Genomic DNA, 24,492 nt, shown 5'->3' with positions numbered 1-24,492 from the left:
GGGCTTGGCCGGTTTGCCGGCGCCCCACTGATTGCCGGGGGTGTGCTGATTGCTGGCACACTGGTACGGTGCCAGCCAACCCTGCCTCCGCCCCGTCGCCTGCTTCCGCACTCCCCGCCCGCCAGTCAGAATTCTCCTTTAGGGTGGGCACCCGCCTGGCGGAATCGTGCCCGCCTTCGGCTGTGCAGGTGGACGCGAACGGCGGGGAGTTCCTCGGCCGGACCGGAACCATCACCACGCCGCACGGTGACATCCAGACGCCGGCGTTCATCGCCGTCGGGACGAAGGCGACGGTCAAGTCGGTGCTGCCGGAGTCCATGGCTGAGCTGGGAGCGCAGGCACTCCTGGCCAACGCGTACCACCTGTACCTTCAGCCGGGCGCGGACATCCTGGATGAGGCCGGCGGGCTGGGGGCTTTCATGAACTGGCCCGGGCCCACCTTCACGGATTCCGGCGGATTCCAGGTGATGAGCCTGGGCTCGGGGTTCAAGAAGGTCATCGACATGAAATCGGTGGACGCATCCGGGCCGGACGACGCCGTGGCGCCCGGCAAGGAGCGGCTGGCCCATATCGACGACGACGGTGTCTGGTTCAAATCGCACCTCAACGGTGACCGCCACCGGTTCTCCCCCGAGATCTCCATGCAGGTCCAGCACCAGATCGGCGCGGACATTATGTTCGCCTTTGATGAGCTGACCACCCTGCAGAACTCCCGCGGCTACCAGGAGGAATCGCTGGAGCGGACACGGCTGTGGGCGCTGCGCTGCATCGAGGAGCATTTCCGGCTGACCGATTCGCGGGTGGGGAAGCCGTACCAGGCCCTGTTCGGCGTGATCCAGGGTGCGCAGTATGAAGACCTGCGCCGCAAGGCCTGCCGGGACCTTGGTGCCATGCCCTTTGACGGGTTCGGCATCGGCGGGGCGCTGGAAAAGGAAAACCTCGGCATGATTGTCCGCTGGTGCAACGAGGAGCTGCCGGAAAACAAGCCCCGCCACCTGCTGGGCATCTCGGAACCGGACGACATCTTCACCGCAATCGAAAACGGGGCCGACACGTTCGACTGCGTCTCGCCCACCCGCGTTGCCCGCAACTCCGCGTTCTACACGCCGTCCGGGCGGTTCAACCTGTCCGGCGCCAAGTACAAGCGGGACTTCGGGCCGCTGCAGGAGGGGTGCGACTGCTACGCGTGCACGCACTACTCCCGGGCCTACATCCACCACCTGTTCAAGGCCAAGGAGATGCTGTCCGCCACGCTGATCTCCATCCACAACGAGCGGTTCGTGGTGAAGATGGTGGACGACGCCCGGCTGGCCATCGAGTCCGGCACGTTCTTCGACTTCAAGGCCGAAACCCTGGGGCAGTACTACTCCTGACCCTGGCCGCTGCTAGGGCTCACCCCCGCCCCCTCACTGCCTGCCGCCGTCGAAATCGCCGAAACGGTGCAGGTAAGCCGGAACGTTCCAGCGTCCCCGCACCGTTCCGGCGTTTAGGCATTGTGCACATAACGACGGCGGAGCGTGGCGGGGCTGTGGGGCGTGCCGGAAGGTGGGTGGATGACACAGCCTCAAGCACAAAGTTCCCGGCTTCCGGAGACAGGAAACCTGTGGCGAACGGACCAACTTCGTGCCAAGGGACTGCAGGCGCGGGACATCCGCCGGCTCATAAAGCATGGTGAGCTGGTCCGCCTGCGGTGGGGCTGCTACATCCGCGCTGCGTTGTGGGAGAAACAGCCGGCCACTGTCCGCAGCGTGCAGCTGATCCACACGCACGCCCACGGGACATTGACGACGTCGACGGGAGGCTATGTCTACAGCCACACCTCGGCTGCACGTCTTCACGGCCTCTTCCTCTGGAACGTGGATGACCTGATCCATATCCTGCTCCGGGTATCACCGTCAGGCGAACGCCTCGGGAAAGACGTACGCGGTCACACCCGGCCCTACACGGATAAGGACGTGACAACGATTGGCAGGCTGAGGGTCACAGCGCTTGAACGGACGGTAGTGGACTGCGTCACGGCGCTTGATTACCGCCAGGGGCTGATCCTCACGGACCATGCACTGCGGCTCGGCGCTGACTTGGGCCAGATGCAGGCCATGGCCGCGGGGCCTTCGGGACACCGCGGTGTACGGAACCTGCGGATGGCGTTGGCCAATGCAGATGCCCGAGCCGAATCGGCCGGAGAAACACTGACCAGGGAACTCCTGGCCCGGCTGAGGCTTCCCATGCCGGACGCACAGGTTGACGTCCGGACCCGGTTGGGATGGCACAGGCTGGACTTCGCCTGGCGGGACAAGAAGGTTGCCCTTGAATTCGACGGCAAGGTCAAGTACTTCGACTACAAGCCAACCTCCGAAGTCCTGTTCCAGGAGCGGCGCCGGGAAAAGGCGCTCACCGAGGCCGGCTGGTTCTTCCTCCGGGTGGAATGGCGGGACCTCTTCCGGGAGCAGGAGTTCAAGAACCGGGTCCTGGACGCGCTCAGGCGCCAGCCCGCGCCCGAGGCACCCGCCGCCGTCGAAATCGCCGGAACGGATCCAGGACGCTGAAACGTTCCGGCGAAACCGCACCGTTCCGGCGTCCTCGGCGTGGGCGAGGGTCCTGGCGTTGCGGGCGGGTCAGGGGTCAGGCGGCCGCGGCGGGTACGGTGCCGTAGCTTGGTTCCCGCTTCTTGATCCAGCCGATCACCAGGGACGTGACGGGGACCATGATGAATTCAACCAAGGTCTTGTACACGAAGCCGACCACCACGTAGTTCACGAACGTCCCGAAGTCCGTGATCCCGATGACGGACGCCGCAATGCTGCAGAAGATCAGCGTGTCCACGAACTCGCCGGCGCCGGAGGACCCCATCAGCCGGGCCCACAGGGACTTTTCTCCGGAACGGGCCTTCATCCGGACCAGGATCCAGGAGTTGATGGTTTGCCCCGCCAGGAACGCCAGCAGTGAGGCCAGCACGATCTGCGGCACCGGGCCCAGGGCGCCCTCGAGGGCCGCCTGCTTGGACGTTCCGAATTCGTCGTCGAATCCCGGCAGGGCAATGATCACCCAGTAGCAGAGCGAGGCGAAGACGGACAGCGCGAAGGTGGTGAGGATGGCCTTGCGCGCCACCTTGAAGCCGTACACCTCGCTGATGACGTCACCCAGGATGTACGCCAGCGGGAAGAGGAAGAAGCCGCCGTCGGTGACGATGGGCCCGATGGCAACGCCCTTGGACGCCCCGATGTTGGACAGGATCAGCACCACCGCCATGAAGGCCAGCATGATCCCGAAGTACGGGGACCCGATGGATGCGAACCTGGCCGCGGGTCCGGAGGGAGTTGTTTCAGGCAGGGCGTCCTGGCCGGAGGGAGAAGACATGAGGGAGTCCGTTCAAAGTGGTTCGCTCGGCACCCGGATTGCTGGAAGGAGGCCGGCTGTATTAGCACTGTCGGCCTATTCTCCCACCCGCGCCGCTGAAGGCACTATCAGTGAAGGCCGGGTTCAAACTGAACATGTTCAAACACATGTCATAATATTCTTGAACACGTTCAAAATGGGGGCAAGGATGACGGCCAAAAGCGGGCAGACCAGACAACTGGTGGCCGATGTGGCGCTGCGGATGTTCCGCGAGGTTGGTTTCGCCAAGACCACCATGCGCGCCATCGCGGCAGAGGCGGGCGTCTCCGTGGGCAACGCCTACTACTACTTCGCGTCAAAGGACGACCTGGTCCAGGAGCTGTACCTGCAGGTGCAGCAGGAGCATGCGGCACGCGCGCTGTCCGCCATGGAAAACGCCACCGACCTCAGCAGCCGGCTCCGCGCCACCCTTCATGCAGGCCTCGATTCCATGGCCCCGTACCACCGCTTCGGTGCCGACTTCCTCACCACCGCCATCCGGCCCACGTCGCCAGTGAACCCCTTCGCGGCAGGTTCCGCCGCAGCCCGGGAAGCCTCCCTGTCGATCTTCCGGTCGGCGGTGGAGGGCGCGCGGCCGGCAGTTCCCAAGAAGCTTCGCGCCGATCTTCCGGAACTCCTGTGGCTCGGCTACATGGGCGTCACGCTGTTCTGGGTCTACGACACCTCCGAGGGGCAGCAGCGCACCAGGAAGCTGGTGGACGGCGGCGTCCCGCTGATCGCCAGGGTGCTCTCACTGGCGCGCGTCCCGGGCGTCAGCAAGCTCCTGGACGATATCCTCAGCCTCAGCCGGAGCGTCCGTGCATAGCCGCAAGCCAGCAAAACAATATCGGGGGAAAAGCATGACCAGGACAAAGACCGTGGTGCTCGCCGGCGCCTCGGGCTTCATTGGAAAGTACCTGCGCGCCCGCTTCGAGCAGGACGGCTGGACGGTGAAAACGGTAGGAAGGGCGCGGACCGGAGGGCGGCGGCGCACTCCCGCGCGGCCGGGCGCTAACGGCGGCACCACCGGCCGGAAAATAACGCACGCATCCTGGGACGACGACGGCGCCATCACCGAGGTGATTAACGGCGCCGACCTGGTCATCAACCTCGCCGGACGGTCCGTGTCGTGCCGCTACAACGCGCGGAACAAGGCGGCGATCCTGGGTTCCCGGATCTCCACCACCGCGGCACTCGGCCGTGCCATCGCCCAATGCCAGCGCCCGCCCTCGACCTGGCTGAATGCCAGCACCGGCACCATCTACCGCGACGCCCGCGACCGCCCGCAGACGGAATCCGACGGCGAACTGGGGACGGGCTTTTCGGTGGAGGTGGCCCGGGCCTGGGAGGCGGAGCTCGAGGCCGCCGTCACGCCGGTGACCCGGAAGATTCCGCTCCGCATTGCCATCGTGCTGGGTGCCGGAGGCGGTGCCCTGCGTCCGTTCGCCAACCTCGCGCGGCTGGGACTGGGCGGGCACATGGGCAACGGGACGCAGAAGTTCAGCTGGGTGCACGTGGAAGACCTCTACCGGTGCGCCCGTTTCCTGCACGCCCGGACGGACATCACCGGCCCCGTCAACGTGGCCTCGCCGGATGTGGTGAGCAACCGGGAGCTGATGCAGCTGGTGCGACGCGCGTATGGAGCACGATTCGGCGTTCCCACCCCTGCCTGGCTGCTCCGCGCGGGCGCCGTCCTGATCCGCACGGAAACGGAGCTGGTGCTCAAGAGCCGCTGGGTACAGCCGCAGAAGCTGCTGGATTCGGGGTTCGTCTACAGCCAGCCGGAGCTGGGCAGGGCACTGCTTCAGGTCGCCAAGGGAACAGCGTGAGCCGGCCGCGGCGAGTCGTCGTAGGCACGGGCGCGCTGGCGCTGGCGACGTTCGTCAGCCTGGTGTGCTGCGCCACGGTGCTCGCCTTTCTGGTCGGCAGTTGGATCCCGTGGTGGCAGGCCCTCATGATGACGGTGATCTGGGGAGTGCTGCCGTCCATCGCCTTGGCCTTCTGCCTGGGCGTACCCCTGGCCATGCTGCTCCAGCCGGTCCGGAACCAGTGGCTGCACGTTGCCGCCTTTGCAGGACTGGGAGTGGTGCTGGGGATCGTCTTCGCGCTGCTGGCCTCCGGCCCCGCGCCCCGGACGGACTACGTGCTGACCTTCGCCGCCACCGCCGCGCTCACGTTTGGCGGCGCCCTCGCCGTCGGCCGGCTGTCCATCTGGCGGCTGGTCCGCCTCGACCAGGATGGGACAGCCCGGGATGGCACAGCCCGGGACGCTACCGCCCATGATGGCGCATCACCGGATGGCGCGGACCAGGACAGCGCCAGCCAGGACGCGGGCAACCAGCAGGGCAAGGTACCCCAGGACAGCACCAGCCAGGACGAGCCCAGCCTTGATCTGCACACCAACCAGGACCGCGGGCAGAACTAAACCCTTGTGGCCCTGAACACCCCTCGCCGGCACCGGCTGTACGGCCACACAAGGAAAATGTCCGACGGCGGATGGCAGGATGGGGGCATGACTTCCGTTTCCGCTGATGCAACGCAGACCGTCACCAGCCCGGCCGTGGTCCTCACCATCGCCGGCTCCGAAGCCACCGGCGGCGCCGGTGCCCAGGCCGACCTGAAGACCTTCCAGGAGCTCGGCGTCTTCGGCATCGCCAACCTGACCTGCATCGTCTCGTTCAACCCGAACGACAGCTGGAACCACCGCTTCGTGCCGGTGGACCAGCAGGTGATTGCCCACCAGCTGGAGGCAACGACGGCGGCGTATGGTCCGTCGTCGGGCGCTCCGTCAGTGCTGGACACCGTGAAGATCGGCATGCTGGGCAGCCCGGCCACCATCGCCACCGTTGCCGGCGCCCTGAGGGACAACCGGTTTTCCAACGTGGTCCTGGATCCGGTGCTGATCTGCAAAGGCCAGGAGCCCGGCCACGCGCTGGACACGGACCAGGCCCTCAAGGCGCAGATCCTGCCGCTGGCCACCTTCGTGACGCCCAACCATTTCGAGGCGGAGTCGCTGTCCGGGCTCGAGATCACCGACGTCGAATCCCTCAAGGCAGCCGCCGTCCGCATCCACGAACTCAGCGGCGCAGCAGTCCTGGCGAAGGGCGGGGTCCGGCTGGAAGGCCCGGACGCCGTCGACGTCTTCTACGACGGCCAGACGCTGGAGGTCCTGAGCGCCCCGAAGGTGGGCGAGGTGGCCGTGTCCGGAGCAGGTTGCTCGCTGGCCGCCGCCGTCACTGCGGAACTGGCCAAGGGTGCTTCCCCCCTGGAAGCGGCCCGGACGGCCAAGGATTTCGTCACCGCGGGGATCCGCAACCGGGTAGCGTCATGCGCGCCCTTCGATGCACTGTGGCAGGGCGGGGCCCGCTAGAGGAATCGCTGGCCGCAGCAGAACGGCAGCCGGCATCAGGAGCGCGGGTCCGCCACCTTGCCCATAAAGAGCGGCAGCCCCGTCTCCGTGTGGATGATCTGGTAGTGGAAGGGCCGGTCAAAGACGATCGACACGTCCGGCTGAAGCGTGCCGCTGACGGCCTCCGCGTTGATCTGGGTGACCGCAGCGGCCACGGTCCCCTTCTCGGCAACCGTGATGTTGGCTGCCTGGGCGGCCTGCGTGATCTTCATCCCGGACTGGATAGCGTCAAAGTCTTCGGCGGTGTTGAGGGTGTTGTGCAGGCCCATGGCTCCCAGGACTTCCCGCAGGTCGAAGCTCGTTTTGTGGTCCCAGCGGGGCAGGGTGATGTGCACGGGCTGGATGGCCGCCGCATCCAGCGCCGCCGACAGCCGGGAGATCTGTTCCGCCGTCACCGCACTGCCGGCGGGGGGACCGGGGGCAGTGTCCGCCGGCAGGACAAGGCGCATCACGGCCCCTTCCGCATAGGGAAGGTCCACCGCCTGCCACCCCTCCCCCTCGGCGTACTTCATGTCCACGGTCTGCCCCATGGTGGGCACGTCGACCACTTCCCCGGTTCCCGTCGTGAAGGGCCGGTCAAGCGTCCGGGAGGGGTCGAAGGGGGTGTTCCAGGCGGCAGCGAAGTAGATGGCGTTGAGGATGCTGAAGGTGTTCTTCGGATCAAAAGCAGCAGGCGCCTTCTTGATGCGGCCACCGGTGTTCCGGTCCACCCAGGCGTCGATGGCGGGTTCCGTGGTGTCCCGGTCGCGGAAATCCACTTTGTGGACACCGGTGCCGTAATGACGGGCCAGGGTGTCCAGGTAGTCCGGTCCCGTGGGGGTGTTGATGTCCAGGAAGAGTCCGTTCGCCGAGTGGATGACGGGCTTCCGCGGCGGGTTGTCCTCATCAACGGCACCGGGATCGCCGTCGTAGCGTTCGACGGCGGCCAGCATGGCATTGGCGGCTTCGTCCCGGTTGGTGGGCGGCAGGGCCAGGATGCGGTCCAGTTCCGCGGCGGTTTCACCGGCCGCTCCGGCCCGGAGCATCACCAGGGCGGTGAGCAGGCTGCCCGGTGAGGCGACCACGTTCCCGGCGGTGCCGTCCCCGCCGTCGGACAGGAGCGCCTCCCCCAGCGCGTAGGCCGAGGAGCGCAGGGAATCAAGCTCCCGCGGGTAGGCTGCAGTGGCCACGGAGGCCCGCTCGACCCCCGGCGCGGTCACCATCTCGGGCGGGGATGCCGAACACGCGGTGAGCGCAACCACAACGCCGAGCACCGCCAAGCCGGCCCGCCGCGGCACCTTTGCGTGTTTGGCGGGAGCAAAGTTTCCCAGGACTTCCAGCCGCTGCATGAGTCCAGTGAAGCAGCCGGACCGGAAGGTAGCGATGCCGGCCGGGTCACGGTTTGCCGTCGTTTCGGTCACGCCCAGTCAGGACCCGACTGGATGCGGAGACCCTGGCCGCGGGACCACACGACGGCGGGACGGCACGACGGCGAAAAGCGGCGCCCGCCCTGCCTTGCCGGCCAGGCGGGCGCCGTCGTCGGGCTAAGTCAGCGCTTGGCACCCACCACCGTGTCGCCGTCGTCGGGCTAAGTCAGCGCTTGGCACCCACCACCGTGTCGCCGTCGTCCGTCTTGGCCGCAGCCCAGGCATCGCCCTGTTCCTTGTCCAGGTGCGTGGCCTTCTTGTTCTTGAGCGCGAAGATGTAGACCACCAGCGAAACGGCGATGGCCACGGTGACGTAGGTGAAGAACAGGTCCACCTGGCCGGCCTTCTGCAGCGCCGCGCCGATCAGCGGAACCGTGCCGCCGAACAGCGAGTTGGCGATCGCATAGCCCAGCCCGACCCCAAGAGCCCGGATGGACGCGGGAAAGAGCTCGGCCTTCACCAGCGCGTTGATGGAGGTGTAGCCGCCCACCACCAGCAGGCCGCCCATCATGAGCAGGAACGCCGTAAACGGATCCTTGGTGCCGGACAGCGTGGAGAGCAGCGGCCAGGTGAACAGCACGCCGGTGATGCCGAACCAGAGGAGCAACGGCTTGCGGCCCACCTTGTCCGAGATGATGCCGTAGACGGGCTGCAGCAGCATGAAGATGAACAATGCCCAGAAGTTGATGACGGAGGTATCGGTCTTGGCGATGCCGGACGTATCGTTCATAAACTTCAGGATGAAGTTGGTGTAGGTGTAGAAGGCAACGGTTCCGCCCAGGGTGACGCCGATGCAGATCAGCAGCGGACGCCAGTGGCTTGTGAAGAGCAGCTTGAGGGTGCCGGGTTGCGCCTCACCCGCAACCTGGACGTGTGCGGCGCGGATCTGGTCTGCGGAGACGGTCTCCTCCATGGAGCGGCGCAGCCAGAGCACCACCAGGGCCGCGACGCCGCCCAGCGCGAACGGAATACGCCAGCCCCATTCGGTGAGGGCATCGTTGCCGATGCTGTTCTGCAGGATCACCAGGACCAGCAGGGCCAGCATCTGCCCGCCCACCAGGGTCACGTACTGGAAACTGGAGAAGAAGCCGCGCCGCCTGGACGTTGCCGCTTCGGACATGTAGGTGGCGCTGGTGCCGTACTCGCCGCCCACGGAGAAGCCCTGCAGCAGGCGGACCAGCACCAGCAGGACCATGGCCCAGATGCCGATGACGTCCTGGGTGGGCAGCACCGCGATGGCAAAGGAGCCGGCGGACATCAGCGTCACGCTGAGGGTCAGGGCGGCCTTGCGGCCGTTGCGGTCCGCGTACCTGCCAAAGAACCAGGCGCCGATGGGGCGCATGAGGAACGACGTCGAGAAGACGGCCATTGCCTCAAGTCCAGCCTGCAGGTCGTCAGTGGAGCTGAAGAAGTGGGCCTGGAAGTAGGCCGCGAAGACGGTGTAGACGTAGAGGTCGTACCACTCTACGAGGTTGCCGGCGGAACCTTTGAGGATATTTCCCACGGCCCTGCGGGTCTGTGCTGCCTCCGTCGGGGCTGCCTCGCTAAGAGGCGCTGCTTGTTGGGTGCTCATCGATGAACCTTCCTTGGCGTGAACAGTCTCCCGAAAGCGCGGAGGACCCCCACCAAAATATGGGTGATCCAGGGCACAACCAACGTGGAAGCGGCTTTCCTAACACTTCCTTAGGTTTTGGTCCGAAAACCCGTGCCCGTCCCGCCCGGCTTCCGCCCGGCCGGGCAAAAACGTCCGCCAGGCGGTAGTCTCCACAAACGGGGGATGGCGCAGCCCCGCAGCGAAGGACAGGAACATGGCAATGGAAGTGCTCATCGTCGAGGACGACGACGCCATGGCCGGTGCCCTCGCGGCCGGTGTTGGGACGGCGGGACTGAAGGCAACCAGGGTTTCCCGTGGCGCCGATGCCCTGCTGGCGCACCGCCGTTTCCAGGTGATCCTCCTTGACCTGGGGCTTCCGGACATGGACGGGCTGGAGGTACTGCGGAAACTCCGCCAGGTTACAGATTGCCCCATCCTCATCCTTACCGCGCGCGACGACGAACGCAGCGTGGTGCTTGGCCTCCGTTCCGGAGCGGATGACTACCTGGTCAAACCGGTCAAGCTGGTGGAACTGCTGGCCCGGATCGAAGCGGTCACCAGGCGGGTGGGGCGCGGCAGCGCGGCGACGCCGGGCACCATTGTCCTGGACGACCTCGAGATCGACCTGGACCGGCGCACAGCGGCAAAGGGCGCCGAAGTGCTTCCGCTGACGGCCACCGAATTCGAGCTGCTGGCCCTGCTCGCCCGGAACGCCGGCTCCGTGGTGACGCGGGAGCAGATCCTTGACGCCCTGTGGGGTGACGCCTTCCTCGCCTTATCCCGTTCGCTGGACGTCCATCTCACCGGGCTCCGGGCCAAGCTGCAGAAGCCCGGGTTCATCATCAACGTCCGCGGCGTGGGCTACCGGGTGGAAGCGGATACCGCGTGAGGCTGCGCGTCCTCGGGGTCCTCAGTGTGCTCTGCCTGCTGGTGGTCTTCCTGGTCTCCGGCACCATCCTGGGCTCTGCCGCCCGCGAACTGACACAGGAAGTCCAGATCAACCGGGCAGCGTCCCTGAACCGGCTGGCCCAGGTAGCCTTCGACGCTGCGAACGACGGTGACACCGTGCGGCTGCAGCGGGAAATGGACACCTATTCCAGCCTCTACGGCGAAGGCATTGTGGTGCGGCTGCAGCAGGGCATCCTGCGCTCCGGGGGCCTGAGTGAGGAGCGGACCGACGTGCAGGAGGCCCTGTCCCTCGCCGGGCTCAACGTCAGTGACACGGACCTGGCCCCGTTGGAGCCTTTCGGGTCCGGCTCGGAACTCATCTTCCGTTCCTTTGGCAGCGCCAGCCAGGTTTTGGGCGGCGTCGTCCTGGATGTGGACCTCGACACTGCCCGCAGCAAGCTCCGCGGGCGTTGGCTCGGGGTGGCGGTTGCCGCCGTCGCCCTTGCCGCGGTACTCCTGCTGGCCGCGGCCCGGGTGACCGGGTGGGTGCTCCGTCCTGTCCTTCGCCTGAATTCGGCGGTCACCGAGCTGGCGAAGACGGGACGGGCGGGGCGCCTGCCGGAGGACGGGCCGCCGGAGCTCCGCGAGTTGAGCCGGTCCTTCTCCGCGATGGCCCGCACCGTGAGCGCCAGCATCGAGTCGCAACGCCAGCTGATTGCGGACACCTCGCACCAGCTGCGGAACCCCATCGGTGCCCTCAGGCTGCGGCTGGACGTACTCCAGCTTGAGCTGCAAAATGCCCGGGAGCACGACGCCGCCGCCAGCGCGGTGGCGGAGCTGGAGCGGGTGGAGGAGATCCTGGACGGCGTCCTGAAACTTGCCGCTGCCGAGCACCGGGCGTCCGAGGACTCCGCCCGTTCGTTCAGCAGTCCGGGCGCCCGGCCGCCCGCCGAACCGGTGGATCCGTATCCCGTCCTGCAGGGCGAGGTTGAGCGGGCAGCTCCGGCGGCGGCGCGTGCAGGATGCCGCCTTGTCCTCCTGCCGCCTCCCTCCCCGCCGGCACTGCTTGCCTGCCATCCGGCGGAACTTGCCCAGATGGCCGGCGAGCTCCTCTCCAACGCGGTCAAGTACGCCCCCGGTGCCACGGTGACAGCTGCGGTGCGGGTTCGGGCGGGCACGGCAACAGTGGAAATATCCGACGACGGCCCCGGGCTTTCCGAGCAGGAGCGCGCCGACGCAGCCACACGGTTTTGGCGCTCGCCCCGGCATTCCTCGGTCCGCGGGACCGGGCTGGGCATCACCATTGTCGGCGAGTTGGCGGCGGCGAACGGCGGCCGGCTGGTGCTTGCTCCGGCAACACCGCAGGGCCTGTCTGCCAGGCTGGAATTCCCTGCTCCTTCTGCTGACCGCCCGGCTTCCGGCTCGGAAGGAGGGCTGGCCGATGGATGACAGCTTTCCCGCGCTGGCTCCTACCCGGCGGGCGCTTTTCAAGACCGTCCTGACAGCAGCGGCGGCCGCCGGACTGCCGGCAGCCCTGACCGGCTGCACCGGACGTCCCGGGCTGCTGACCGTGGCCGGCGGCGAACCTGGCGGTTTTTACCTGGAGTTCTCCACGCTGCTTGCCGCGGCGCTGGAGCGGCATGGCGTGGCAGAAAGGGCTGAGGCAGTCTCCACGGGCGGCAGCCTCGACAATTTGGCCGAACTCCGTGGCGGCAGGGCCACGTTCGCGGTCGCCCTGGCCGACGCGGCAGCCGCGGCCCCGGAACCCGGCACGGAGGCGGTGACGTTGGCGGCCCTGGGGAAGGTCTACGAGAACTACGTCCACTGTTTGGTGCGCAGGGACAGCGGAATCGTGGATCTGTCCCAGCTGGCCGGCCGGATCGTGGCGGTCGGCCAGCCTGGATCCGGCACGTCCCTCACCACACCGCGGATCCTTGCGGCAGCAGGCCTGGATACCCGGACGGTCGGTGGCACCGATGCGGACGGGACGGTCGCCGTCGTAAGCCTTGGACTGAACGACGGCCTGGCCGCCCTGAAGGCGGGCACGGTGGATGCCCTGTTCTGGTCCGGCGGCGTGCCCACAGCCGCGGTTGCCGCCGCGCAGCAGGAGGTTCCGCTGGCACTGCTGGACCTTTCGGCGCTGCTGCCTGAGCTGCGCAAGCGGCATGGGGCGCAATACGACCGCGTGCTCATTCCAGAGGGCAGTTATCCCGGTGTGCCGGCAGTCTGGACGGTGGGCGCCGCGAACCTGCTGCTGTGCCGGACGGACCTGGATGCCGCCACCGTGGAGCGGACCGTCCAGCTGCTGGTGCATCACGCCGGCGAGCTGATCCCGCAATCGAGCCTTGGCGTGCAATTCCTCAGCCCGGAAACCCTGATCAACACAGCCGGTGTCCCGCTGCATCCGGCGGCCGCGAACGCATACCGGGCACTGCACGGCTGACCCGGCACGCTCTCTCACATCCTGCAGAGATATCGGGAACCCTCTCACCTGTCGCGGGATGAGCCGAAACCCTCCTTCACAGACTGAGAGAGCGTTGCGGGAAAAGCCGCAAAACGTGAGAGAGCGTCCCTCAGTTTCCGGAGTGGGCCTGCAGGAAGCTGTACACCTCTGTCTCGTCCACACCCGGAAAGGCGCCCGGCGGCATGGCGGCCAGGAGGTGCGAGTGCGCACGCGCCGAGGGCCAGGCGTTCCCGGCCCATTCGGAGGTGAGCGCTTCCGGCGGACGCTTGCAGCAGGTGGGATCCGGGCAGTTGGAGGTGGCACGGGCTGTCGTCTCCCGCCCGCGGAACCACTTCACGTGCTGGTACGGCACGCCGATGCTCAGCGAAAACTCCCCGGTGGCGGAGCGTTCCGTGCGGGCGGTGCACCAGTAGGTGCCGGACGGCGTATCGGTGTACTGGCTGTATGCGCTGAACTTGTCCGGCACGTCGAACACGGCTCGGGATGTCCAGGCCTTGCACGACGGCTGGCCCTCGATGGCTCCGGTGTGGTCCTGCGGAAAGTTCACGCCGTCGTTCTCGTAGGCCTTGTAGATGATGCCGCTCTGGTGCGTCTTCTGGAAATGCGTCGTGATACCCAGGTGCTTGGTGGCCAGGTTCGTGAAGCGGTGGGCGGCTGTCTCGTAGGAGACGGCGAACGCGTCGCGGATGTCCTCCACGGCGATTTCCTTCGCTGCCTTGGCTTTTTGCAGAAATTCCACGGTGGCCTGCTCCGGCAGGAGAAGTGCTGCGGCGAAATAGTTCGTGGCAACTCGTTGGGCCAGGAAATCGCCGTAGTTGCGGGGTGTTTCATGGCCCAGCACGTAGTGGCCCAGGGCCTGCAGGAGCACAGACCGGGGGTCGTGGTCCTGCCGCTGGCTCTGCGTCAGGTAAATTCTGCGGTTCTTCAAATCCGTCACGGAACGGGTGGAATGCGGCAGGTCGCCCACATGGTGCAGGGTGAAGCCGAGGTGCGCGGCGATGTCAGCGATGACGTGCTGGCTCAGCGGCCCGGTGGTGTAGCCCACCTCCTTGAGGACCTTCTGCGCCTCGGATTCGTACTCCGGAAAATAGTTCCCCCGCTCCCGCATCATGGCGCGCAGTTCGCCGTTCGCGCGGCGGGCTTCCTCCGGAGTTGCCACCTGCTCGTTCATCTTGCGTTCGAGCTCATGGAGGAGCCCCACCTGGGCCTCCAGGACATCCAGCGGAAGCCGCGAACTGATGCGGATCTTGGGCAGGTCCAAGGACTCGTACAGCGGTCCGCGCTGGTAGCGCTCAAGCTCGATTTCCAGGGCGGCGCGGCGGCTTGGCGGTTCGGCTCCCAGCAACTGGTCGATGCTGACATTCAAGGCCCCGGCCAGGTGCTGGAGGAGGGTGAGTTTGGGTTCCCGCTTGCCGTTTTCGATCAGGCTCAGCTGGCTGGGCGCAGTCCCGACGGCGGCGCTCAGGTCATCGAGGGTAAGCCCGGCCTGCTTGCGAAGATGGCGCACGCGGCGGCCCAGCGAGATGACGTCCAGTTCCGCGGCGGAGCCGGACGACGGCGGCGGCGAAACTTCCCTGTTCCAGCTTGAAGGCGACATTTCTGAAGAATACGCGAAGAAGTGCATTTCTTTCCAGCATCTTTATCTAGAAAGGGTGTTGAAAGTGCTGAAAAGTAGTGACTACGGAAAGAAACACCGCACCGGAAAGCCGGTGGGAACCTCAACGACGCGGTTCCCACCTACTCCATCCGGAGCTCAATCAAGGAGATCAACGATGACTGCAGCATTTGAGCCCACCCAGCAGACGCCCGAACAGCAGGCCGCCGCCCTGGAGCTCGAGTGGGCCGCCAACCCCCGCTGGGAAGGTGTGACCCGGGACTACTCAGCCTCCGACGTCGTCCGCCTCCGCGGCCGCGTCTCCGAAGAACACACCCTGGCCCGCCGCGGTTCGGAGAAGCTGTGGAAGCAGCTCACCGAAGAGCACAAGGAAGGCAAGTACACCAACGCCCTGGGCGCGCTGACCGGCAACCAGGCCGTGCAGCAGGTCAAGGCCGGCCTGCGGGCCATCTACCTTTCCGGCTGGCAGGTCGCCGCGGACGCGAACAACTCGGGCCACACCTACCCGGACCAGTCCCTCTACCCGGCCAACTCGGTTCCCACGGTTGTCCGCCGCATCAACAACGCCCTGCTCCGCGCTGACCAGATCGAATTCTCCGAGGGTGTCCAGACCGTCGAGGACTGGCTGGTCCCGATCGTCGCTGACGCCGAGGCCGGCTTCGGCGGCCCGCTGAACGCCTACGAACTCATGAAATCCATGATCCAGGCCGGCGCCTCCGGTGTTCACTGGGAGGACCAGCTCGCCTCTGAAAAGAAGTGCGGCCACCTCGGCGGCAAGGTCCTGATCCCCACCCAGCAGCACGTCCGCACCCTGAACGCCGCCCGTCTCGCAGCCGACGTCGCCGGCACCCCCACCGTCGTTATCGCACGCACCGACGCCGAAGCAGCCACCCTGATCACCTCGGACGTGGACGAACGCGACCAGGAATTCATCACCGGCGAGCGCACCGCCGAGGGCTTCTACAAGGTCCGCAACGGCATCGAACCCTGCATCGCCCGCGCCAAGGCCTACGCCCCCTACTCGGACCTGATCTGGATGGAAACCGGCACCCCGGACCTGGAGCTGGCCCGCAAGTTCGCCGAAGCCGTCAAGGCCGAGTTCCCGGACCAGATGCTCTCCTACAACTGCTCCCCGTCGTTCAACTGGCGCAAGCACCTGGACGATGCCACCATCGCCAAGTTCCAGCGCGAACTTGGCGCCATGGGCTTCACGTTCCAGTTCATCACCCTGGCCGGATTCCACGCCCTGAACTACTCGATGTTCGACCTCGCCCACGGCTACGCCCGTGAAGGCATGAGCGCCTACGTCGAGCTCCAGGAAAAGGAATTCGCCTCCGAATCCCGCGGCTACACCGCCACCAAGCACCAGCGCGAAGTCGGCACCGGCTACTTCGACACCATCTCCACCGCGCTCAACCCGAACGCATCCACCCTCGCCCTGGTCGGATCGACCGAAGAGGGCCAGTTCCACTAAAACTCCCGACGGCGGCGGTGGTTGAGCTTGTCGAAACCCGTCCGGCCTTCGGACCGGCATCGCTCTGTCTGCTATTCCCCATGCCCGCCCCATGACCTCGTAGAACTCGGTCGGGGCGGGCACAGGGCCCCTTTTACGCAGGCTGCCGCGACACCGGCTCCTTCGGCTTTGCGCGTTCCCCGCCTCTTTAGGTACGTCACCAGCCGCCGTCGAACTTTCCCTTTTCGTCTTTAAGGAGACTGAGATGAACAGCTTCACCGATAGCTTCACGATTAATGGCATCACCTTGACCGCTCAACCCGTGTGCCGGCAGAACGAGGTTCTCACTCCGGATGCCCTGGAGTTCGTTGCGAAACTGCACCGGGCTACTGCTGAGCGGCGGCAGGAACTGCTGCAGGCCCGCCGGACCCGGCGTGCTGACATTGCCGCCGGCGCCGACCCCCGCTTCCTGCGGGAGACCGAACACATCCGCAACGACCCGTCCTGGCGGGTCGCTCCCCCGGCCCCCGGCCTGGAGGACCGCCGCGTGGAAATCACCGGCCCGGTGGACAAGAAGATGACCATCAACGCCCTGAACTCCGGCGCCAAGGTGTGGCTTGCCGACATGGAGGACTCCTCAACCCCCACCTGGCGCAACGTGGTCAAGGGCCAGCTGAACCTCACCGACGCCCTGGAACGCCGGATCGACTTCACCACCGAAGAAGGCAAGGAATACAAGCTCCGCCCCGCCGGTGAACTGCCCACCATCGTGGTCCGCCCCCGCGGCTGGCACCTGCCCGAAAAGCACATGCTCATCGACGGCCAGCCCATCGCCGGCGGCATCGTGGACTTCGGCCTGTTCTTCTTCCACAACGCCCGCCGCCTCCTCGCCCAGGGCAAGGGCCCGTACTTCTACCTGCCCAAGATCGAAAACCACCTCGAAGCCCGGCTCTGGAACGACATCTTCATCCTGGCCCAGGACCTGCTCGGCATCCCGCAGGGCACCATCCGCGCCACCGTGCTGATCGAAACCATCACCGCAGCCTTCGAAATGGAGGAAATCCTCTACGAACTGCGCGACCACGCCGCCGGACTGAACGCCGGCCGCTGGGACTACATCTTCTCCCTCATCAAGAACTTCCGCACCCGCGGCCCCCGCTTCGTCCTCCCGGACCGCGGCCAGGTCACCATGACCCAGCCCTTCATGCGCGCCTACACCGAGCAGCTCGTCCGGGCCTGCCACAAGCGCGGCGCCATTGCCATCGGCGGCATGGCAGCAGCAGTCCCCAACCGCAAGGACCCCGAAGCGAACACCAACGCCTTCGAAAAGGTCCGCGCCGACAAGACCCGTGAGGCCAACGACGGCTTCGACGGCTCCTGGGTGGCCCACCCGGACCTGGTGCCGGTCTGCCGCGAGGTGTTTGACTCCATCCTGGGCGAGAAGCCCAACCAGCTGGACCGCACCCGCGAGGACGTCACCCCGGACGACCGCGCCCTGATCAACGTCGCCGCCACCACCGGAACCATCACCGAACAAGGCATCCGCAACAACATCGAAGTCGGCATCCGCTACATCGAATCCTGGCTCCGCGGCAACGGCGCCGTCGCCATCCACAACCTCATGGAAGACGCCGCCACCGCCGAAATCTCCCGCTCCCAGCTCTGGCAGTGGATCTACGCCCGGGCCATCACGGACCACGGCGAAATCATCACCCACGAATGGATCGAAGAACTCCTGGACCAGGAATTCGCACGGCTGGAACGATTCGACGGCGACCGCTTCGAAGACGCCCGTGACATCTTCGAAGAAGTCACCCTCGCCCGCGACTTCCCGTCCTTCCTCACCCTCCCCGCCTACGCCCGCTACCTCACCGAAGCCCGCGAAAAGGCAACCGTGGAGGAACTCGCCGCGGCCTAACCAGCTTCCGTCCGCCGGGCCGGCACGCCCTCCGCAACAGGCACCTCCGAAATCCGGAGGGCCGGCCCGGCGACGGAACAACCTCCCCGCGAGATGGCAGTTAACGGCAGTGTTGTGGGTAAACATCACCGTTAATTGCCATCTCGCGGGTGGGGGTCAAGGGAAGTACGACGGCGATACGAGGCTTAGCGGCCCTTCGGCACCCGCCGCACGGCGAGGGTGGTGCTAACGAAGAAGGTCAGCACGGACACCAGGACGAGCAGCAGCGCCGGCGTCCAGGATCCGGATGCGTCATGCACTAAGCCCATCAGGGGCGGTGCCACGGCGGCAAAGCAGTAGCCCAGGCCCTGCACGGTGGCAGACATCCGGCCCGCCGAGGCCTGGTCGCGGGCCAAGCGGATGATCGCGATGAAGATGACCGTGATGCCGCCGCCCTGGGCGATGCCGCCACAGATCGACCACAGCCACCAGAGCTGCGGCGCCAGCAGCAGCCCGGCCGGCACGGCCGTCCACAACGCTCCCACGGTGACCGCCACCGCCGTCGTACTCATGAATTTGGCGGCAAAGGGCACCCCCAGTCCGCCCACGATGGCCAGGATCTGGAAGATCGAGGAAGCGGCACCGGCCTCTGTGACGGACATGCCCAGTTCGTCGTGCAGGTAACTGGGCAGCCACGCCGTCACCCCGTAGTAGGAGAAGGCCTGCCCGGCGAAGCCCGCCGTCAGGCCCGCCGTGGTCCAGCCCGTACCGGTCACCGGCGGCAGCTTCGTGTCCCCGCCGTCCTCCGCGGAAGCCAGGAATGCGCTCCGCGGACCAACGGCCAGGGTCCAGACAACGATGGCCGCAACGGCCAGGACAGCCACCGAGCCCAGCGCAAACCTCCACCCCGCCAAGTCGGCCAGCGGTGCGGTCACCACGGACGTCAGGAATGACCCGATGTTCAGCGCGGCGGTGTAGATTCCCATCGCGGTCCCCTGCCGGCGGGGGGCAAAGTCACGGCGGATGATGAGCGGCGCGGCGATATTGCCCACCGTGATGGCCAGGCCAATCAGCACAGTTCCGGCAACCACCAGGACCGGCCCGCCCGCCGAACGGACCAACACGCCCGCCAACACGCCGAGGATGGTCAGCGTCACCGCGAACTCGGCACCGAACTTCCGGGCCGCCAGAGAAGCCAGCGGCGCGGCCAGGGAGAAGCAGAGGACAGGGATGCTGGTCAGCAGGCCAAGCATGACCGGCGAAAAGGCCAGCTCCGCCTGCATCGGGCCAACCACTGGGGCGACCGCCACAAAGGGCCCCCGCAAGTTAAGCGCGAGCAGGCCGATGCAGGCAAGCAGGATCCAGCTCTTGGGTATCCGGGCAGAAATCCGGCCGCTCATGCGGCGGCGGAGGGAGTAAGCAGTTTCATCACTCCCATTGCTATCACGCGCCGGGACGGACGGTTGTTGGGGCGCCCGGATGGCACCCTGGCTTACGATGAACTTCACGCCAGGAACTCCGGGACGAAGGACACCGCCATGCAGCACCGCCTCGCCATCCTCGACGATTACCAGGACGTAGCCCACGGCTTTGCGGACTGGGCGGCGCTGGAAGCGGAGGGCGTCACCGTCACCACGTTCCGGGAGCCCTTCGCGTCCCAGGACGCCTTGGTCTCGGCGCTTGCCGGCGTCGGTATTGTCATTGCCATGCGGGAGCGCACCGCGTTTCCCCGGGAAGTATTCGAAAAACTTCCCGGCCTCCAGCTGCTGGTGACCACGGGGATGGCCAACGCCTCCATTGACGTGGCCGCTGCGGCGGAGCACGGCGTGACGGTCTGCGGAACTCCCGGTTCCCCTGCCGCCGCCCCGGAGCTGACCTGGGCCCTGCTGCTGGCAGCCGCCCGGCACCTGCCGGCCGAGGAGAACTCCCTGCGGGCCGGAACCTGGCAGTCCACGGTGGGATTCGAGCTGGCAGGCAAGACACTGGGCATCGTGGGACTGGGCAAAATCGGCCGCCGGATCGCCGGCTACGGGCAGGCGTTCGGCATGGACGTGGTGGCCTGGAGCCAGAACCTGACGGCCGAAGCCGCCGCCGACGCCGGGGCGCGGCTGGTGTCGAAGAAGGAACTGTTCCGGGTATCGGACGTCGCCACGCTCCATCTTCGGCTTTCTGAACGCTCCGAGAACACCGTGGGCGAGGAGGAGCTGCGGCTGCTGGGCCCCGAGGGCATCCTGGTGAACACCGCCAGGGGTCCTTTGGTTAACCAGGACGCACTGATCCGGGCACTCACCCAGGGCTGGATCCGCGGTGCAGCCCTGGACGTCTTCGACCAGGAGCCCCTGCCTGCCTCGCATCCCCTGCTGGCCGCCCCCAACACCGTGCTCTCACCGCACCTTGGATACGTCACCCAGGAGAGCTACCGGCAGTTCTACGGCGGCGCATTCGAGGACGTGACAGCCTGGCTCGCCGGCTCACCCATCCGCACCATCACCGCCTGACACCGGGAAATACGTGAACCACACCATCCGCACAGCAACAGCGGACGACGCCGGGGCGCTGGCCGCGCTGGCGGCCGTCACCTTCCCGCTGGCCTGCCCGCCGTCGTCGTCACCTGAGGACATTGCGGCGCACCTGGCCAGCACGCTCAGTGAACAGCACTTCGAGCGCTACCTCGCGGACCCGGACATCACCATCCTGGTCCTCGACTCCGGCAAACGGCTCAACGGGTACAGCCTGCTGGTCAACCGGCCGGCTGCGGACCCTGACGTTGCGGCTGCCCTCACGATTGTTCCGTCCGTGGAACTCAGCAAATGCTACGTCCACCCCGAACACCACGGCCTCGGCGCCGCCGCCGAGCTGATGCACGCCAGCCTGCAGGCCGCGGCGGCAGCCGGCGGGGCCGCAGCGTGGCTGGGCGTCAACAGCCAGAACGCCCGGGCCATCCGCTTCTACGAAAAGTCCGGATTCCGCAAGGTGGGCACCAAGTCCTTCACCCTGGGCAGCACCGTGGAGCACGACTTCGTCCTGGAGCGCGCCGTACCCTGACCACCTGCCTGCGCCGGCGCCTGAGCGACGCCCCGGCTCACCTTCCGGCCACTCCCCCTGCCACGACGCCTTCCGGCGGGTAGGCCAACGGCGGGCGTGGTTCGGCCACCAGCTTGAGGCCCGGCGGAAGCCCTTCGATGCTGCCTTCGGTTCCGGAGGCGTTGATAGTCACCCTGGCCGAATCCAGGAGGACGTTTTCCGCCCTGAACGTGCCGACGGCCTCCGGCAGGATGGGTGCAAGATGGACCACCCCGCGGGTGAAGACGGGATCGAACCGAAGCAGGATCCGCGCCAGCTGCACCGGGGCCGCCGCCGCCCACGCCTGCGGGGAGCAGGCCGTGGGATACGGCACAGGGCCGGGGAACTCGCCGCGGTCAAAGCCGCAGAAGAGCTCGGGCAGCCGGTTGTCGAAATGCTCGGCCGCGTCGAAGATCCCCAGGGCCACGCGCCTGGCCTCGTCCACGAATCCGTAGCGCATCAGGCCTGTGGCCACGAGCGCCGTGTCATGGGGCCAGACCGAACCGTTGTGGTAGCTCACGGGGTTGTACGCGCCCATGTCGGACGCGAGCGTGCGGATCCCCCAGCCGGTGAACATCTGCGGCGACATGAGGTGCTCCACCACTGACGGCGCCTTGTCCTCGTCCACGATGCCCGTCCACAGGCAATGGCCGATGTTGGACGTCAGGGCGTCCACGGGACGCTTGTCCTTGTCCAGGGCGACGGCAAAATATCCTTTGTCCGGCAGCCAGAACTTCTCGTTGAATGCGGTCTTCAGTTCTGCGGCACGATCAGCCCAGTGCTGCTCCAGGGGCGCGTCACCGCTCCACCGTGCCAGCAAGGACCTGCCGATGTACGCAGCGTACACATAGCCCTGCACCTCGCACAGCGCAATCGGTGCCTCGGCCATGGTCCCGTCCGCAAAGTTGATGCCGTCCCAGGAGTCCTTCCAGCCCTGGTTCACCAGGCCGTGGTCGTTGGGGCGAAGGTATTCCACGAAGCCGTCGCCGTCACGGTCGCCGTACTTCTGGATCCATTCCAAGGCCCGGTCGGCATGCGCTATCAGCGGCTGAACCACATCCCGGGACAGGCCCCAGCGGCTGAGCTCACCCAGGAGGGCCACAAAAAGCGGCGTGGCGTCGGCGGTGCCGTAATAGGCCGTGCCGCCCAGCGAAAGCCCGGCGGTGACACCGAGCCGTACCTCGTGGGGGATGCGCCCCGGCTCTTCCTCCGAGTCCGGATCCACTTTCTTCCCCTGGAGCCCCGCCAGCGTCTGCAGCGTGCCGGCCGCGAGGTTCGGGTCCACCATCAGGCTCATATAGGACGCCAGGAGGGAATCCCGGCCGAACAACGCCATAAACCAGGGCGCCCCGGCGGCCACGGCAGCACGTTCGGGGTGGTGGGCGTCGAAAATCCGGAGCGAGCCCAGGTCGATCTGGCTCCGGTTCAGCAGGTCCTGCAGCCCGGTGTCCGCCACATTGATCCGGGGAACGCCTTCTTCCCAGTCCAGGTGGCGGCGGACGCCTTCGCGGTGGTGCGGAAGGCGTCCTTCAGTGAAGGGGTCCGCCGGCGCCTTACCGTTCACCAGCGGAACCACGATGACGCTGGTGGTCCACTTGCCGCGGGCCGGGATGGTGACGTGGAAGCGCAGGCCGTCCAGGCTGGCCACCCCTTCGCGTGCGCCGACGGCGGTGCCGCGCTGCTGCCCGTGCCGGACGGCCTGGATGACCAGCCGGCCGTCAACCACTTCACGGGTGGTATCGGCCGGGCCGGTGGTGCGGCCGCCCTTGACGTCGAAGAGGTCCGCCTGGTCCGCGTCCACCAGCAGTTCGATGTCACACTCCACCGGCTCCGCTGCATAATTTTCCAGGGTGATGTCATCCTGGAGCCCCGGACCGATGTGCCGTGTCTGGCGGACCACCAGCGGGCTGTCGAAGCGCCCGTCCGGCCACTTGGCCCGCCCGACGAACGTGGCCGCGAAGGGCCGCGACCGCTGGGCCGCCAACGGCTCACGCAGGGAGCCGTTGATCCGAAGGACCCAGTGGGAAATGATGCGGGTGTCCTGGAAAAAGGCCCCGTTCGTGCCGCCTTCGGAACTGATGTCCCCGTTCCCGGCCGAGATGCAGAACGAGGATCCTTCCACCACTGTCACGGACCCTGACTCGGATGCGCCAGCCTCGGTATTGGCATTCCATGCGGTCACGGAAGGGCTCCCTTCTCAAACGACGGGATGCTGCCGGCCATCCGGCAACATGTGCGGCCCTTAAAGATTCTGGTGCACGCGCGCCGCATCCGGAACCCCCGTGGGCATACTCCCTTCAATAAGTTCCGTGAAGAGCTGCAGGTGGTCGGACACCATGCGCCCCGCGCTGAACCGCTCCTCCACCGCTCCCCTGCACGCCGCCCGGTCCAGGGCCTCCGCGGCCTGGACGAAGTCCGCCAGATCCCCGACATCGCCCAGGTAGCCGGTGCGGCCATGCTCCACGATTTCAGGCGCGGAACCGATCAGTGTGCCCACCACGGGAGTTCCCGTGGCCAGCGCCTCGATCATGACGAGCCCGAACGGCTCGGACCACTGGATGGGGTTCAGGAAGGCCAGCGCTTCACCCATCAGCCGGTACTTCGCAGCATTGTCCACTTCCCCCACGAAGTCCTCGTTTGGCCCCAACAGGGGCTCAATGACGTCATGGAAATACCGAATCTCCTCCGGCTCCCGCATCTTCACCGCGATGCGCAGCGGCATGCCTGCCTGGCGGGCAATCATGATGGCCTCAAGCAATCCCTTGTCCGGGCAGGCCCGGCCCACAAAGCACAGATAGCCGCCCCGGCCGGTCCCCACGGGCACTGACTTCAGGTCCATGCCGTGATGGATGACCCTGGTAACAGGCACCCCCGGAGCGTGCGACGCCTGGTCACGGGAAATGGCGATGATGGCGGACCGCCGCGCGATGGCCCGGTAAATGTCCACCGCATTCGAATTCAGTGGACCGTGGATGGTGGTCACCAAAGGAGTTTCCTCCGGCCGGTGCAGGTACAGCGGTCCGGCAAGCGTGTGGTCGTGGATGATGTCAACGTCCTGCAGCGCCTCGTGCGCCCGGATCACATGGCTGAACTCCGAAATGGTAAGCCCCATCTCTTCCCCGGCCGAGGGCTGCATGCCGGGCACCAGGGGCACAGGGCAGCTGCTGTCCGAGGGCGCTGCCAGTAAAACCTCATGCCCCGCGGCGGCGAAGCCCCTGGCCAGGGTGTCCACCACCCTTTCAGTTCCGCCGTACGTTGACGGGGGCACAGGTATCCATGGTCCTGCAACCAGTCCTATCCGCATTCCTGGCCTCCAGGTGGTGACAGG

20 protein-coding genes are annotated in these 24,492 nt (G+C 66.7%); 13 read left to right on the top strand and 7 right to left on the bottom strand.

Features of this window, described 5'->3' with window-relative positions; genetic code table 11:
• Nucleotides 1-68: 68 nt before the first annotated feature.
• Together tgt and DXK94_RS19525 are read left to right on the top strand one after the other, a co-directional pair.
• Complete coding sequence (gene tgt, locus DXK94_RS19530; RefSeq protein WP_115526181.1) at nt 69-1,373, top strand: tRNA guanosine(34) transglycosylase Tgt; 1,305 nt, start codon at nt 69-71, stop codon at nt 1,371-1,373.
• 180 nt (nt 1,374-1,553) lie between these two features.
• On the top strand, nt 1,554-2,546 hold the full coding sequence (locus DXK94_RS19525; RefSeq protein ID WP_115526180.1) for a type IV toxin-antitoxin system AbiEi family antitoxin domain-containing protein: 993 nt from the start codon (nt 1,554-1,556) through the stop codon (nt 2,544-2,546).
• Between the two features lie 76 nt (nt 2,547-2,622).
• Here the strand turns inward: DXK94_RS19525 and DXK94_RS19520 are convergent, their stop codons facing one another.
• Nucleotides 2,623-3,357 carry a queuosine precursor transporter gene (locus DXK94_RS19520; protein WP_115526179.1) on the bottom strand — a complete coding sequence of 245 codons (735 nt, stop codon included), beginning with the start codon at nt 3,355-3,357 and terminating at the stop codon, nt 2,623-2,625.
• A 187-nt stretch (nt 3,358-3,544) separates the two neighbouring features.
• On the opposite strand from DXK94_RS19520, the gene DXK94_RS19515 reads away from it, so the two are divergent.
• From DXK94_RS19515 to DXK94_RS19500, 4 genes are all read left to right on the top strand, one after another.
• Nucleotides 3,545-4,201, top strand: coding sequence for a TetR/AcrR family transcriptional regulator (locus DXK94_RS19515; protein WP_115526178.1), 657 nt, complete (start codon nt 3,545-3,547; stop codon nt 4,199-4,201).
• 34 nt (nt 4,202-4,235) lie between these two features.
• On the top strand, nt 4,236-5,204 hold the full coding sequence (locus tag DXK94_RS19510) for a TIGR01777 family oxidoreductase (protein WP_115526177.1): 969 nt from the start codon (nt 4,236-4,238) through the stop codon (nt 5,202-5,204).
• The gene (locus DXK94_RS19505; RefSeq protein WP_115526176.1) at nt 5,201-5,800 is read left to right on the top strand and encodes a hypothetical protein; all 600 of its coding nucleotides are present in this window, start codon (nt 5,201-5,203) and stop codon (nt 5,798-5,800) included. Before DXK94_RS19510 ends, DXK94_RS19505 begins: the two co-directional genes overlap by 4 nt.
• A gap of 87 nt (nt 5,801-5,887) precedes the next feature.
• Entirely contained in the window at nt 5,888-6,745 is an 858-nt protein-coding gene (locus DXK94_RS19500) for a hydroxymethylpyrimidine/phosphomethylpyrimidine kinase (protein ID WP_115526228.1), read from the top strand.
• A gap of 35 nt (nt 6,746-6,780) precedes the next feature.
• On the opposite strand, the gene DXK94_RS19495 is transcribed toward DXK94_RS19500, so the two are convergent.
• A complete protein-coding gene (locus DXK94_RS19495) occupies nt 6,781-8,184 on the bottom strand; it encodes a serpin family protein (protein ID WP_258868629.1) in 1,404 nt (467 codons plus the stop codon).
• Between the two features lie 172 nt (nt 8,185-8,356).
• Entirely contained in the window at nt 8,357-9,763 is a 1,407-nt protein-coding gene (locus tag DXK94_RS19490; protein ID WP_115526175.1) for an MFS transporter, read from the bottom strand.
• 241 nt (nt 9,764-10,004) lie between these two features.
• On the opposite strand from DXK94_RS19490, the gene DXK94_RS19485 reads away from it, so the two are divergent.
• Genes DXK94_RS19485 through DXK94_RS19475 form a run of 3 tightly spaced genes read left to right on the top strand, consistent with a single transcriptional unit; the run spans nt 10,005 to nt 13,115 of the window.
• Nucleotides 10,005-10,673, top strand: a complete 669-nt coding sequence (locus tag DXK94_RS19485) for a response regulator transcription factor (RefSeq protein WP_115526174.1) — start codon at nt 10,005-10,007, stop codon at nt 10,671-10,673.
• Nucleotides 10,670-12,121 carry a HAMP domain-containing sensor histidine kinase gene (locus tag DXK94_RS19480; RefSeq protein ID WP_115526173.1) on the top strand — a complete coding sequence of 484 codons (1,452 nt, stop codon included), beginning with the start codon at nt 10,670-10,672 and terminating at the stop codon, nt 12,119-12,121. Before DXK94_RS19485 ends, DXK94_RS19480 begins: the two co-directional genes overlap by 4 nt.
• Nucleotides 12,114-13,115 (top strand): TAXI family TRAP transporter solute-binding subunit, encoded by a 1,002-nt coding sequence (locus DXK94_RS19475; RefSeq protein WP_115526172.1) that lies wholly within the window; start codon nt 12,114-12,116, stop codon nt 13,113-13,115. Before DXK94_RS19480 ends, DXK94_RS19475 begins: the two co-directional genes overlap by 8 nt.
• 130 nt (nt 13,116-13,245) lie before the next feature.
• Here the strand turns inward: DXK94_RS19475 and DXK94_RS19470 are convergent, their stop codons facing one another.
• Nucleotides 13,246-14,760 carry an XRE family transcriptional regulator gene (locus DXK94_RS19470; protein WP_115526171.1) on the bottom strand — a complete coding sequence of 505 codons (1,515 nt, stop codon included), beginning with the start codon at nt 14,758-14,760 and terminating at the stop codon, nt 13,246-13,248.
• 148 nt (nt 14,761-14,908) lie between these two features.
• Here DXK94_RS19470 and aceA point away from each other — a divergent pair, with 148 nt between their 5' ends.
• The gene (aceA, locus tag DXK94_RS19465; protein WP_115526170.1) at nt 14,909-16,225 is read left to right on the top strand and encodes an isocitrate lyase; all 1,317 of its coding nucleotides are present in this window, start codon (nt 14,909-14,911) and stop codon (nt 16,223-16,225) included.
• A 244-nt stretch (nt 16,226-16,469) separates the two neighbouring features.
• Nucleotides 16,470-18,122, top strand: a complete 1,653-nt coding sequence (gene aceB / locus DXK94_RS19460; protein WP_115526169.1) for a malate synthase A — start codon at nt 16,470-16,472, stop codon at nt 18,120-18,122.
• Between the two features lie 185 nt (nt 18,123-18,307).
• Here aceB and DXK94_RS19455 read toward each other — a convergent pair whose 3' ends face one another.
• Nucleotides 18,308-19,501, bottom strand: coding sequence for a CynX/NimT family MFS transporter (locus tag DXK94_RS19455; RefSeq protein WP_115526168.1), 1,194 nt, complete (start codon nt 19,499-19,501; stop codon nt 18,308-18,310).
• Nucleotides 19,502-19,639: 138 nt separating this feature from the next.
• On the opposite strand from DXK94_RS19455, the gene DXK94_RS19450 reads away from it, so the two are divergent.
• Both DXK94_RS19450 and DXK94_RS19445 read left to right on the top strand, forming a co-directional pair.
• Nucleotides 19,640-20,599, top strand: coding sequence for a D-2-hydroxyacid dehydrogenase family protein (locus tag DXK94_RS19450; protein WP_115526226.1), 960 nt, complete (start codon nt 19,640-19,642; stop codon nt 20,597-20,599).
• A gap of 13 nt (nt 20,600-20,612) precedes the next feature.
• On the top strand, nt 20,613-21,146 hold the full coding sequence (locus tag DXK94_RS19445; RefSeq protein ID WP_115526167.1) for a GNAT family N-acetyltransferase: 534 nt from the start codon (nt 20,613-20,615) through the stop codon (nt 21,144-21,146).
• 37 nt (nt 21,147-21,183) lie between these two features.
• Here DXK94_RS19445 and DXK94_RS19440 read toward each other — a convergent pair whose 3' ends face one another.
• Nucleotides 21,184-23,346, bottom strand: coding sequence for a glycogen debranching N-terminal domain-containing protein (locus DXK94_RS19440; RefSeq protein WP_115526166.1), 2,163 nt, complete (start codon nt 23,344-23,346; stop codon nt 21,184-21,186).
• 60 nt (nt 23,347-23,406) lie between these two features.
• A complete protein-coding gene (locus DXK94_RS19435) occupies nt 23,407-24,468 on the bottom strand; it encodes a glycosyltransferase family 4 protein (protein WP_115526165.1) in 1,062 nt (353 codons plus the stop codon).
• Between the last annotated feature and the right edge of the window lie 24 nt (nt 24,469-24,492).

This window comes from Arthrobacter sp. RT-1 (assembly GCF_003367205.1).
In the GTDB taxonomy this organism is placed as follows: Bacteria; Actinomycetota; Actinomycetes; order Actinomycetales; family Micrococcaceae; genus Arthrobacter.
The sequence above is the reverse complement of the archived record's forward strand: the minus strand, read 5'-3'. Positions and strand labels throughout refer to the sequence as shown.